General features: G+C 74.2%; 2 protein-coding genes. Both read right to left on the reverse strand.

Going from position 1 to position 14,149, the window contains the following annotated elements:
* Nucleotides 1–10: 10 nt before the first annotated feature.
* Nucleotides 11–9,691: a hypothetical protein gene (locus ACW0Q9_RS12950; RefSeq protein ID WP_456180942.1), complete on the reverse strand. Its 9,681-nt coding sequence runs from the start codon at nucleotides 9,689–9,691 to the stop codon at nucleotides 11–13.
* A 280-nt stretch (nucleotides 9,692–9,971) separates the two neighbouring features.
* Nucleotides 9,972–14,149 (reverse strand): WD40 domain-containing protein (locus ACW0Q9_RS12955; protein ID WP_456180944.1); only part of this gene is annotated, 4,178 nt, incomplete at its 5' end.

Here is a 14,149-nt window from a genome sequence, read left to right on the forward strand (position 1 = left end):
CCCCTTCTGATCAGTCGGTGCAGGACGGTGTGTCGAAGTGCCCCGGGGTGCTGGGGAACGCCGCCCCGGCGCCCTGGTCGGGGTTGTCCCGCGGATACACGTAGGACAGTTCCAGGAAGGCCGAGGTGCCCGCCGTGGTCACGTCGCTCGCGCTGCGACCGGCGCCGTTCGCCCAGGCCAGCCGGGTCAGGAAGTCCTGCATGGCCGGGCTGTGCTGGCGGACGTCGTTGAACCCGCCGTACGCCGCGTTGCAGTGGGTGAACAGGTTGTAGGCGCCGTTCCAGTCGAACAGCCGGTCACCGTTGTTCGGGCCGTTCTGGGTCACGTCGCCCTGGAGCACGTCCCGGTCCCAGCCGCCGTAGATCCAGTCGGTGCCGTGGTGGTGCTGGTTGTCGGCGAGGACGTCGTTGTCCAGGTTGGTCGCCTCGAACCAGCGGCACGGGTCGATCGTGCCGGCCGCCAGGTCCACCGGCCAGGCCCCCGCCGCGCAGTTGTCCGGGTAGGAGCCACGCGGCCGGAAGTCCAGCAGGTCGGAGCCGAGCACCGCGGTGACCGCCGGGCCGCTGGTGGCCCCGGCGCCGCCGAACAGGTGGTCGACGTACTGGTCCTGGTCGCCCCGGGCGGCGGCGCTGAACACGCCGTTGACCAGGCACTGCGGGTTGGCCGCGTCGAGCACCGGGTCGCAGCCCTTGCCGCCCCAGAGCACGTCCGAGCCCTCGCCGCCGAACACCTCGTCGCCGCCGCTGTCGCCGTTGGCCACGTCGTCGCCGAAGCCGCCGTGGATGTTGTCCGCGCCGGCACCGCCCCGGATGAGGTCCCCCGCCCCGGCGGTCAACCCGGCGTGCGGCATGGCCGCCGAGGTGGCGCTGCCGATCCAGGCGTCCCCGTCGGTGTCGTGCAGCAGGTCCACGCGGCGGTCGTAGCCGCCGGCCCGGAACCCGGTGAACGTCTCCTGCGGGACCGAGGACAGCGTCGCGGTGAAGCCCAGCGCCGCCACGTCGTCGGCGTTGAGGAACTGGTTCACCACGCCGCCCCGGTCGCCGAGGATGGCGTCCCGGCCGTCCTCGCCGTAGAGGCTGTCCGCGCCCAGCTCACCGAAGAGGTCGTCGTCGCCGGCGCCGCCCCGGATCTGGTCGTCGCCGTCCTGGCCCCACGCCCCGTCGTTGCCGGCGTCACCGTAGAGCTGGTCGTTGCCGTAGGCGCCGGCCGGCTCGCAGGTGGCCTGGGCCGTGGTGCAGAACCGGGTGGACGGGCCGGGCAGCGCCGGGTCGTGGGTGCGGGCCACCGTGGCGTCGGCCGGCACCGCGCCGGTCGGGTAGCGCTCGGTGTAGACCCGCTCGGCCTGCTTCCCGTTCACCGTGGTCACGGTCCGCAGGAGCGACCCGTTGTCGCCGAGGACCACGTCGTCGGCGCCGTTGCCCTCGACCACGTCCCCGGTGTCCCGGAACCCGGCGGCCGCGCTGCCGCCGATCAGGTCGTCCTGCCCGGCCGGCGCGCCGGCGCCGACCAGGTCGGCCGGGGCCGCCGGGTCGCCCGGCCAGCCCGGGTCCGGCAGCGGGGCGACCGTGGTCCGGCCCGCCGCGCCGAGGGCGGTGTCGCCGCGCAGCGCGTCCGCGCCGCCGTTGCCCTCCAGGTAGTCGCCGTCGCCGTCGCCGGTCAGCGCGTCGTCGCCGTCCTGACCCCAGAGGGTGTCGACGCCGTCGCCGCCGCTGATCCGGTCCGCGCCGAACCGGTTGGCGGTGGCCGCCGCCCGGTCCAGCAGCACCACGATCCGCGGGCCGAACGGGTTGCCGTCCGCCCCGAGCCGGACCGTCACGGCCGTGGGCTGCTCACCGGGGAGCGGGCGGAGCACCGCGCCGTTGTCCCCGATGACCGCGTCCGAGCCGGGTCCGCCGAAGACGGCGTCCGCCGTGTCCGGCTGGCCCGTCGTGGTCGCCCCGGTCCCGTCGTACGCGGCGCTGGACCCACCGACCAGGTCGTCGTCGCCGGCGTTCCCCTCGACCCAGTCGGCGGCGGGGCCGCCCTCGGCGAAGTCCGCGCCCGCGTCGGCGTGCACCCGGTCCGGGCCGCCCTGCCCGAAGATGACGTCGTCGGCGTCGCCACCCGAGATCAGGTCACCGCCGCTGGTGCCGGCCAGCGGGGCGAACCCGAGGTCGAGCAGGGTGACCTTGCGCGCCGGGCCGGTCCGGCCCTGGGTGACCCGGGTCGCGTCGGCGGTGGCCGGCGTGAACCGGGCGTTGTCGCCCGCGATCAGGTCGGGATCGCCGTCGCCGAACAGCTGGTCCCCGGTGTCCGGGCGACCGTTGCCGGCGAGCGGTTCCTGGGCGGAGCCGCCGACGATCTCGTCCTTGCCGAGGCCGCCGTGGACCAGGTCGGCGCCGTTGTTGCCCTCGAGCTGGTCGTCACCGCCGTCGCCGTCGACCCGGTCGTCACCGAGCCCGCCGTAGGCGATGTCGCCCTCCGGGCCACCGGAGATCACGTCCCCGGCGCCGGCGGCCGGCACGTCCCCGGCCAGGTCCAGCGGGTACGGTCCGACGTCGCCGATCCGCGGGGTGCCGTTGTCCCCGACGATCCGGTCCACGCCGTCCTCGCCGTAGACGAAGTCCCGGCCGTCGGCCACGCCGGCCACCCGTCCGCCGCCGTAGAGCACGTCGTCGTCCGGGCCGCCCAGGACCTGGTCGCCACCCTCGTTGCCCTCGGCCGTGTCCACGCCGGTGCCGCCGTACAGGCCGTCGTCGCCGGTGTTGCCGAAGAGCAGGTCGACCCCGTCGTCGCCGTGCAGCTGGTCGACGCCCGGACCGCCCCAGGCCCGGTCGGCGCCGCCGCCCAGGTGCAGGGTGTCGTCGCCGAGCTGGCCGCAGGCGCGGTCGTCGCCGCCGCCGAGGTCGGCGCGGTCGTTCCCGCTGCCGGCGGTGACCACCTCGACCCCGGCGCCGCCGAGGATGAGGTCCGCCGCGCCCTGGTCGGCGGGGGCGGGCTGGTCGCCGGCGAGGGTGGCGTCGGCGCAGGTCTCGGCGGTCAGTCGCCTGTCGCCGAAGACGATGGCTCCGCCGTCCCCGCCGACCACGTGGTCGCTGCCCAGGCCGCCGACGAGCAGCTTGGTCTGCGACTGGGTGCCGGCCGGCAGGGGCTGGTGGACGACCTGGCGGGCCGGGCCGTAGCCGTCGGTGCCGTCCGGGTCGCCGACGCTGGACGGCTCGGCGATCACGTAGTCCTCGTCGGGGCCACCGAACAGCTCGTCGGTGCCGTGGCCGCCGACCAGCACGTCGTCGCCGCCGTAGCCGTACAGGTGACCGGTCTGCCCGTTGGCCGAGTGGGACACGACCAGGTCGGCGCCGGCGCTGCCGTGCACGGTGTCCTGGCCGGAGCCGGTGTCGACCTTGTTGGTCAGCCCGGCGTCGCCGCTGCCGGCCGCGTCCGGGTCGGCCGGGACGGTGCTCCCGGCGGTGTGGATGGTGTCGTCGCCCTTGCCGCCGTTGACGATGTCCTCGCCGGGGCCGCCGACCAGGAGGTTCTTCCCGTTCGGCCGGTCGTCGAGGACCACGCCGAGCACGTCGTCGCCGCCGTTGCCGTAGACCGTGCTGGCGCCGTGCCCGACGGTGACGTGGTCGGCCGCCCCGGTGGTCGCCTCGGTCGGGTCCGTCAGCTTGGTCCAGTCGACCAGGCCGGTCAGGCTCTTGTCCCCGACCGAGGTGTGTACGGTGGTGGCGCCGGCCCGGTCCACGGCGCCGAGGCCGCTGTCGCCGGCCACCACGTCGTTGCCGTCGCCGGTGGTGACGCTGTCCTGCCCGGCGCCGCCGGCCACCCGGCTGACCTGGCCGGCCGCCTCGGCGGTGACGATCACGTCGTCGCCGCCACGCCCGTCCACCCACGCCGGACCGGTGCCGGTGCGGATCTGGTCCCGGCCGTCGGAGCCGAGCACCACGGCCGCCTTGTCGAACGCGGAGGTCTTCGTGCCGTCGCCGCTGGTGTCGCCGTCGCCGAGCAGCAGCACCGACAGGGAGACCTTGTCCGCGTCGGCGACCTGGTAGCCGCGCCCGTCGACGACCACCCGGGCCAGGTTCGGGTCGAGGAACTCCTGCTTGCGCCCGAGCGCCTCGACCGCGAAGCCGTCGAAGTCGTCGGTGGCGCCCTCGGTGCCCGCGTCGGCGTAGTGCAGCGCGTACACCTTCACGACGTCACCGGCGTAGGTGCCGGCGCCGTTGTCCCACGCCTTGTCCCCGCGCTGCTCCTGCTTGCCGAACTTGCCGGCGAAGACCACCAGGGTGTCCCCGGTCGTGCCGCCCAGCTCGGGTGGCTTGGGTTTGCAGTCGGGTTGCGCGCGGAAGTCCAGCAGGGTGGCGTCGACCAGGGTGAAGTCGAAGGTCTTGGAGAACAGGAACAGGTCGATGGTGATGTAGACCTTGAGGAAGACCGAGAGCTGCCCGCTGGTGGTGAAGAGGCAGACCGGGTTCACCAGCAGCGCCTGGAGGAACTCGCTGGTGCGGAACTTCCCGTCGTTGTTCGGGTCGTTCCAACTGAACCCGACGGTGAGCCGGATGCCGCCCTCGATGCCCGCCTTGACGATGAGCACGCTGACCTCGGCCCCCGCGGCGATCTCACCGCGCAGGGTGACCACCGGGACCGGCTTGCCGCTGCTGTCGCTGGTCTTGAAGTAGAGGCCGTCGAGCAGGCTGACCGCGTCGAGGTCGGTGCCGTCGGTGGCGGCCTCCACGGCGTGCCGGATGCCCGCGGTGTCCAGGCCGGCGATGAACCGGGCGGTCACCGAGGCGCTGCCGGAGAGGGTGACCAGCACCGGCGGCGGGGCGTACACCGGGCCGAAGGACTGCCGCCAGCTGAACCCGAGCGACAGCGGACCGGAGTCGAAGCTGACCAGCTCGACGTCCTGCCCCATGAGCAGCCCGAACAGCGAGCCCGGGTTGTCGAAGACGGGGAAGCTGAAGCCGGTCTTCTGGGCGTTGGACTTCCCGTCGCTGCCCGCGGCGAAGAGCTTCTCCCCGTCGTCGCCGGCGGCGGTGTCCACGGCGGACTTCACCTGCGCGGCGGACTTCGCCTGCGTGAACGGGTCGTCCCGCTTGATCAGGCTCTCCGCCGACGCCGGGGAGGCCTCGGTGGTGAGTGCCCGGGCCGGGTCGACCAGGAACTGGCCGAGCGGGATCGAGCAGCCGGCGTCGCAGTCCGGTATCCGGTTCACGAAGGTGATCACCGCACGTACGGTGTCGACGAAGTCGAGCTTCGGCCCGCCGGTCAGGGTGCTGAACGTCTTGGCGAGCCAGACCAGGGTGATGTCCGGCCCGCCGGTGGCCCTGGACAGGTCGGACAGCACCGGGATCGGCGCGTACAGGGTGTCGATGACCGGCTGGAGCGGGCCGGTGACGGCCTTGAGCTTCTCCACCACCGGCTTGAGGATCTTGCTGAAGAAGGCGCCGGCGTCCAGCGCGATGTCGGTGAACGTCACCTGGAGCGGGGTGGTGACCCCGCCGCCGGTGGCGATCAGCCCGCCCTGCTTGTGCTCCAGGCCCCACTTGAGCCCGAAGCGGGCGCTGATGCCCGGCAGCGCGGAGCCGACCTCGTCGCCGGTGTTGACGGCCGCCGCCAGCTTCCAGTCGATGTTCACCTGGGCGGTCAGGTCGGTGGCCAGCAGCGAGCCGAGGTCGGCGAACTCGGCGAGGGTGAGCTTGGCGTCCGCGTCGGCGGCGCAGTCCGCCGCGACCGCCGGGTCGAAGCAGCTCTTCTCGCCCGCCGAGCCCTTCAGGTCGACCCCGAAGTACGCCCGCACCAGCGGCGCGGTGCCCTGCTTGGTGGCGTTCACCTGGATGAACGCGAGCTGGGCGGCCAGGTCGCCGGTCATGTCGAAGGCGGCGCCGATCTGCACCTCGGGCGCGGTGTCCCCGTCGTGGGTGGGGACGTAGAAGCCCTCGTCCCGGTCGAGGACCAGGTCCAGGTGCAGCTTCCAGCCCAGCTTGGCCTGGATGCCGTCGGGGGCGCCCTTCTTGGCCTTCAGCGACAGGCCGGGGATGCCCAGGTCGAGCGGCACGTTGACGCCGAGGCACTTGTCGCTGTCGCTCGCGTCCTTGCAGCCGTCCGCGGCCGAGGGCGCGCCGCGCGAGGCGGTCAGCTTGATCCGGATGGACTGGAAGTCCTCCGGCTGGCAGGGGGTGGCCACCCCGCTGCGGCAGCCGACCACCGCGCTCACGCCCGGGTCGAGGTCGGCCAGCACGTCGTTGAGGGCGCTCTGCACACCGGCGCTGTCCAGCGTGGCGTTCGCCAGCACCGGCCCGATGGCCTCCTTGACGTCCTCGCGCAACTGGGCCACGAAGCGCTGCCCCTGTTGCAGGTCGTCGCCGACCAGGGGCAGCTTGCCGTCGAAGCTGGCCAGCCGCAGCGCCTCCTCCACCTTGGCCAGGTAGCCGTCGATGCCCACGTTGAAGTCGGTCAGCTTCAGCGACAGGTTGGCGAAGCAGGAGGTGAGGTCCGGGGTCTGGGCGTGCGGCGTCAGGTCCAGACCCATGGTGAAGGTGAGCACGTTGGTGGCGTCGGCGGGTTCGCAGTTGTTGACGAACAACGGCGCGCGGGCGCAGACCGGGGTGGTCGCGCCGCCGACCCCGCCACCGCAGTCCACGCCGGCCGTGGTGAACGTCGGCGTCAGGCCGAGCAGGTCGGTGACCGGCCCGTCCGCGGCGAGCCCGCCGAGGCCCACGCTGAGGTCCGCCTTCACGGTGGCGAAGTCGGGGTCCTTGCCGAGGTCGAGGGCGAGCGGGCCGACCCGGGCGGCCAGCGCCGCGTCGTTCACCCCGCCCTTGACGGTGACCTTGGCCGAGGACGTCTTGTCGAGCAGGGGCGCCGCGTTCAGCTTCAGCGGCAGCAGCAGGCCGAGCTTGGCCTGGGCGTCCACGTCGAGGGCGAAGGTGCCGGAGCTGTCCAGGCTGACCAGCTCGCGGGCGCCGTCCCAGGCGAAGGCGAGCGGCCCGGCGGTGCGGACGTTGCGCTTCCAGTCCAGCCCGATCCGCAGGTACGGGCCGCCGGCCCGCTCGTCGAGGGTGAACTGGATCCCGCTGTCCGCGCCGATGGCGTTGTTGAGCTGGTCGAGGGCGTCCTGGAGGGTGTCCGGAGGCGCGGCGAGCAGCTTGTCCAGCGCGTCGGCCAGCTCGGGCCGCAGCGCGTACGCGGTGCCGTCGGCGGGCTTCGGCGTGCCGGCCGCCTCGACCCGCAGGGTCTGGCCGTCCACCCGGTCCAGCACCCGGTACGCCTTGCTGCCGATCACCACGGTCCGCCCGGCCAGCCGCGGGTCGAAGGCGGCGTCGCCGCTGCGGTTGCCGTCCTTGAGCAGGAAGTTGACACCGTCGGCGGTGAAGGTGACGCCCTTGCCGACGCCACTCTCGTCGGCGCCGAGCAGTTCCCGGGCCGAGCGGCCGAGCAGCGGGATCTCGGTGTTCAGCGGCCCGCTGCCGCCGCCGGGCTGGGTGAGCGCGGCGTTGACCAGCCGCAGTGCCTCCACCACGACGGCGAAGAGGGCCTTCGGGTCGTCCGGGTTGAAGTCGACGGCGAAGAGGCCGTCGAGGCTGCTGGTGTCCACCACCGGCTGCTCGCCGGCCTTCCAGCTCACGTCCACGCCGACGCCCGTGCCGAGGGCCCCGGTGGCACCCGGGACGCTCACGGTGACCTTGCCGGTGGTCTTCACCGAGGAGGAGACGGCGAGCAGGTTGCCGGGCTCGGTCTGCAACCGGCGGAACAGCTCGCCGAGGCTGATGTCCTGCGCCTGCTTGAAGCTGACCTGGAGCATCCGCTGCCCGGCGGTGGCCGGCCCGACGGCGAGGTCGCCGCCGAGCTTGACCTTGAGGAAGCCGGCGGTGGCGAAGAAGTCGACGCCGGTGGCGATCGGGAAGTCCGCCGCGAACAGCGGCGTGGCCGGGTCGGTGCGCAGCAGCACCCGGTCCGCGTTGGCCGTCGGGCTGCCGAGGTCGTCGCGCAGGTCGAGCACGAGCGTGACGGCGGCGCTGTAGCGGGGCTTCACGGTGGCGAAGGTGGCCTGGGCGTTGGCCGCCCGGAGGCCGACCTTCTTGTCCCCGCCGGCCGGCTTGGTGAGGGTGCCGGCCAGTTCGACCGCGCCGATGTTGGGGCTGGAGCCGCTGATCACCCAGACGCTGTCGGGGCCCGGCTGGCCACCGATCCAGTTCTCCGCCAGGGTCACCGTGGTGGCGGTGTTCGCGGCGATGGTGCCGGCCGAGGTGCCGGCGACCACCCGCTGACCGACCAGCTCACCCGCGACGAACCGGTTCTCGCCGACGCTGAAGCCCTTGGCCGTGAAGGTGGCACCACGGCCGGAGACCGAGGCGGCGCCCGGGTCCAGCGGCACGGCCACGGTGGACTCCCGCTCCAGCTTCACCCGGAAGACCAGCTTCTCGCCGGCGAAGGAGAGGTTGTCGACCGGCAGCCCCTCGGCGGCGAGCAGCTTGACCAGTTCCTGGATGGAGCTGAACTTCGGCTGGCCGGCCTTGGCCGGGTCGTCGGTGGCGGGGTTGAACTCCGGGTCGTCCGGCTTGGGGTGCACGTACTTCTTGAGGAAGCCGGCGAGCTTCTCGTTGACCTTCACGGCGTCGGCGAAGGTGCCGCGCAGGAAGGGCAGGCTCAGGTTGCCGGCCGGCCCGCTCTGCTGCACCCCGCTGAGCAGGGTGGCGAGCTGGGCCAACCCGGAGGCCAGGTCGAGCGGGCTCATGTTGCGGAACTTGGCGATGGTCTCGTCGAGACCGGTGGTGGTGACGGTCGGGCTGCCGACGCTGATGTCGTTCCAGTCGACCTTCACGGTGGCGGCGACGGCGGGCAGGTCGAAGGGGGCGCCGACGGTGGCCGCGCCGAGGTTGACCTGGCCGTGCACGGAGCCGGGGCCCGGCTCCGTCTCGGTGTCGGAGATCCGGCCGCCGCCGGAGTTGTCCAGGGCGACCTGGACGAGCCCGGCGAGCGAGCCGGCCGCGCCCAGCTCACCGGTCCCGGCTCCGGCGCCGGTGTCGAAGGCGAGCCGGCCGTCGCCGTTCGGGTCGGTGACGGTGGCCTTGACGTGGGTGCGGGCGGTGAGGGTGCTGCCGGCGGTGAGCGTGACGCCGAGGATGCCGACCGAGGCGGTGGCCTGGTCCAGGTCGGCGCGGAGCGTCGCCGCGGCGTCGATGTCGAGGCGCGGGGTGTCCCCGTCGCGGACCAGGTAGGTCTCCCCCGCGGCGGTGTGCCGGGCCCGCAGGTGCAGGGTCGCCCAGCCGGTGACGTCGACCGCCTTGGCGACCGTCACCCCGCCGACCGCCAGGTCCTTCGCGGTGACCTGCCGCTTCGTGGTGACCAGCACGTCGAGCAGGTGGTCGCCGCCGCTGGCGGTGACGGTGCTGGTCAACCGGGTGCCGCCGCCGAGGTCCACGTCGTCCCTGGTCAGGCCGTCGGCCAGGGCGTCGGACGCCTTCCGGGCGAGCTTGTCGGTGTCCACCAGGGCGCCCGGGCTGACGCCGAGCAGCGGCAACGGCTGGCCGAGTTGGCCGACCCGGGACAGGCCGCCCTCGGCCCAGGTGGCGGTCTTCGACATCAGGGTCTTGAGCGCGCTTTCCCACGCCTCGTCCGCGTGGGCCGGCGCCGCCGTCCACACCAGGGCGAGCGCGGCGGTCACCACCGCCGCGGTCAGTCCGGCGAGCAGCCGCCGTAGAGCCACCATGAGCCACCTCTTCCTCGACGCCCACCACCGACGGCGCTGGTCCCGCGCCAGCACATCGATCGCCGAGGAGACCCACAACTTCTGTGTCGAGATGGTGACAGAGCGTCAGACCGATCGGTCGACGTCACTACGCCGGGCGTCCTGATCGGACTGAGCGGTCAGCCAGATCGGCACACCGGCACGGACGCAACCCGGCGAGGCGTGTAACGAAACGGCCGGTGCCGACGCTGATGGAAGGCGCTCCGCGCGGCCGGGGCGCCCGCGCGTGGTTCGCCCGGGGTCAGAACGGGGCGTCCACCGCCAGCCGCCGCACCTGGGTCAGGTACGGGTCCAGCTCCCCCACCTCGAACCGGCAGGTGCCGATGACGTGCCAGAACTGGCCGCCCGAGTCACCGTCCAGCTTGTACCGGCCGTCCGGGCTCACCGCCGCCCAGCCGTCGGGCAGGCCGATGAGGGTGGTCCGCAGCTGGGCGTGCTCCGGGTCCGCGACGTCCCACAGCCGCACGGTGCCGTCGTCGCCGGCGCTGGCCAGCAGGCTGCTGTCGGGGCTGAACGCCACCGACCAGACCCGCCGGGTGTGTGCCGCCAGGGTGCCGTGCAGCCGGCCGGTGCCCGGGTCCCAGAGCCGGATGACGAGGTCGTCGCCGGCGGTGGCGAGCAGGTTGCCGTTGGGGCTGAACGCGCACGACCAGAGCCGGCCGGTGTGCTCGGTGAGCACCGTGCGCCGCTCCCCGGTGAGCGCGTCCCACACCACGGCGACACCGTCGTTGCTGGCGCTGGCCAGCAGCGTCCCGTCGGTGTTGAAGGACACCGCGTACACCCGGTCGGTGTGGTGTTCGAGGGTGAGCCGGCAGGTCGCGGTGGCCGCGTCCCAGAGCCGGACGAGCTGGTCGTCGCAGCCGGTGGCGATGGTCTCGCCGTCCGGGCTGAACACCATGGCGCGCACCCGGCCCCGGTGCGGGGTGAGGGTGGCGAAGTGCCGGCCGGTGCGCCTGTACCACAGCCGCACGGTGTCGTCGTCGTTGGCGGTGGCGAGGGCGTCGCCGTCGGGGCTGAACGCGGTCGCCCAGACGTGGTCGGTGTCCACGTTGAGCTCCCGCTCGTCCACGCCGGTCTCGGTGTTCCACAGGTGCACACCGCCGTCGCCGCTCGGCGCCGCGACCAGCGACTCCCCCGGGCAGAAGACGGCCGAGAGCAGCCGGTCGGCCGGGCTGGCGAGCTGCCGGACCAGCCGCCCGGTGCGCGGCTCCCAGAGCCGCACCACGCCGTCGTTGCCGCAGGCCGCGAGGACCTCGCCGTCGTCCCGGAACGACAGCGCGGTGACCCGCCGGCCGTGCCCGCGCAGGGTGTGCTGGAGCTGCCCGCTGCGCACGTCCCACAGCCGGGTGGTGCCGTCGTTGCTGCTGGTCGCCACCTGCGCCTGGTCGGGCCGCCAGACCACCGGCCAGACCGAGCCGCGGTGCCGGGTCAGCTCGTGCCGCAGTTGGCCGTCGGCGCTGTCCCAGAGCTGGATCGCGCCGTCGCTGGCGGCGGTGGCGAGCAGACTGCCGTCGCGGTTGAACCGGACGCTGTAGATGGCACCGCGCTGCCGGCCGAGCACCCGGACCGGGCGGCCGGTCTCCATCTCCCAGAGCCGCAACGCGCCGTGGGTGTCGCCGGTCGCCATCAGCGTGCCGTCGGGGTGGACGTCGAGGGCGTACACGTCGGCCTCGTGGCCGCGCGGCTGGCGCAGCAGCTCACCGTCGGTGGCCCGGCGGATCCAGACCCGGCCGTGCTGGCCGACCGCGGCCAGCAGCCGGCCGTCCGGGCTGTGCACCACCCGGTAGACCACCTCCGGCTCGCGCACCTCGAAGGCGAGCCGGCCGGAGGGGATGTCCCAGCCCCGGACCACGCCGGCGCTGTCCACCACCACGACCCGGCGGCCGTCCGGGCTGAACGAGGTGCCCCAGATCGGCGCGGCGTGGCCGGGCCACTCGTGGCGCAGCCGGGCGGTGCGGGTGTCGTAGAGCCGGACCACGCCGGCCGCGTCGCCCACCACCAGCCGGCCCCGCTCGCCGTCGGTGAGCAGCGGCCACACCCAGCCCGCGAAGACGTCCTCGATGACGTGCCGCACGTCGCCGTGGTCGGCGTCCCAGAGCCGGACGGTGAGATCCGCCGCCCCGGTCACCAGCTGGTGCGAGGCGGCGTCGAAACGGACCGCGTAGACGCGGCCGCGGTGGCCCTGGAGGGTCCGCACCGGCAGCCCGGCCGCGGTGTCGCAGATGAGCACACCACCGTCGTCGCTGCCCACCGCGAGCACCGCCCCGTCCGGGCTGTACGCCACCGGCACCGGCAGCCGGCCCACCTCGAAGCCGTACGCGACACCCACCGCGGGCGGCGCCAGACCCGGCGCGACCGGACGACCCGGGGCGACCACGGCGCCGCGCAGCTCCGGCGCGCGCAGCAGCGCCGCGTCGGCGCTCACGTCGATCAGCGCCGTCCGGTGCCACCTGCTGCCGGTGATCCGGGCGCCGCGCAGGTCGGCGCGGAACAACCGGGCGCCGGCCAGCTCCGCGTCGCGCAGGTCCGCCCCGGCGAGGCGGGCCTGGTCCAGGCGGGCGCCGCGCAGCCGGGCGTGCTCCAGCCGCGCCTCGGTGAGGTTGGTCGACACCAGGCGGGTGTCGGTGAGGTCGGCGCCGGTCAGGTCCGCCCCGGCGAGTTCCCGGTGCGAGAGGTCCTCGCCCCGCAGCACCGCGCCGCGCAGGTCGGCCCGGTCGGGCAGTCGCAGCCGGGCGCTGAGCCGCAGCGCGTTGGCCCGGACCGTCTCCCCCGCCGCCTCGTCACCCAGCACCCGGGCGGTCCAGGCGGTGCAGCGCGCCGGGTCGGCGAGGTCGCCGAGGAACTCCACGGTCAGCGCGGACAGCGGGCGCACCGCCAGCGCGGCTGGCTCCTCGCCACGGTTGAGCTGTGCGGCGATCCCCTCGGCGACCAGCCACTCCATCACCGAGGTGTGGATGAACCCGAACAGCCCGTCGTCGGTGCGGACCAGCAGGCTGCCGGCCCCGACCGCGTGGATCGCCTGCGGCCCGGACAGCCGGGAGTCGGCCAGGCCGGCGAGCTGGCCGGCGGCCTCGGCCAGCTCGGCCAGCCGCAGGTAGGACTCGCCGCTCTCCCAGAGCTGGAACGCCAGCCGGCTCACCGCGTGCCACAGCTCGGGCCGGCGCAGGCTCACCGGCGCGCCCGGGATCCCCTGGGTGCGCCGCTCCTCGAAGTCCAGCCAGGACTCCAGGATCTCCCGGTATAGCGCCGCCGCGCTGAACGTGCCGCCGGCCCCGGCCACCGCGGCCAGCCGCCCCTCGTCGAGGTTGGCGATGAAGCCGAGCATCCGCGGGTTGCGGGAGAGGCCGAGCAGGTCCTTCACCCCGGCCAGCAGGTCCAGCCGCTCGCGGGCGGCCCGCTCGTCCCCGCCGTAGCGGTTGCGCAGGAAGGTCTCGATCTGGCCGGGGGTGAAGTCCTCGATGGCCAGCACCCGGCGGTGCGGCAGCAGGCCCACCCGCTCGCCCAGGGCGGTCAGCACCTGCGAGTTGGTCTTGAAGTGCTGGGTGCGGCTGCTCACCACGATCTTCGCGTGGCCCTCGGCCGCCTGGAGCAGCGTCTCCAGGTGGTCGGCGGCCCGGTCGTAGGTCACCCGGGCCACCAGCTCGTCGAAGCCGTCGAAGAGCAGCACGATCCGGCCCTGCCGGAGCATGTAGCGGAACGCCTTGAGGTCGATGACCTGCTCGCCGTGGTTGGCCAGGTGCGCGGCCACAAGGCCGTCGACCGAGTGCGCCTTGTCCAGCGCGCGCAGTTCCACCAGGATCGGGATCAGGTCGGGGGCGGCGGTGGGCAGCCGGCGGGCCACCTCGCGCAGCGCGAAGGTCTTGCCCCGGCCGAAGTCGCCGAGCACCAGCACGAACCGGCCGTCCGGCGCGGAGATCAGCTCCAGCAGCTCGTCGACCACGTCCTCACGGACCCGCTGGTCGGCGCCGACCAGGTGCCGGTAGCGCTGCGGCACGTACTGGCCGGGCGGGTAGAGCCGGTCGGCCTGCAGCCGGGCGGTCTGCGCGGCCACGTACTCCCGCAGGTCGAGCAGGCCCTGGAACTCGGTCAGGTGCAGCACCCGCACGCCGCGCCGCTGCGCCGCCTCGGCCAGCCCGCGCGGCACCCGGTCGCCGTCGTAGACCAGCTCGGAGGGGATGTCCGGGTCGGTGGCGTGCACCCGCCGGGCGAAGTGGTCGACGTCGGCCGGGGACGGCGTGCCCACGTACGCGCCGACCCGCTGCTGCCGGACCACCCCGTCGGCCCGGTAGGTGACGTAGAGGTGCGGCGGGTCGGCCTCGACCCGGCGGACCAGCACCCGGTCGTGGCGGGCCTCGCAGACCTCGGCGAGCCGGTCGAGCAGGCGCTCCACCGGGGCGGGCGGGGGCACGGCCGGCACGG

Source organism: Micromonospora sp. I033 (genome assembly GCF_053890995.1).

Excerpts from the sequence above, each read along its gene's own strand:
- ACW0Q9_RS12950 (WP_456180942.1), bottom strand. The coding sequence starts at position 9,691 with ATGGTGGCTCTACGGCGGCTGCTCGCCGGACTGACCGCGGCGGTGGTG.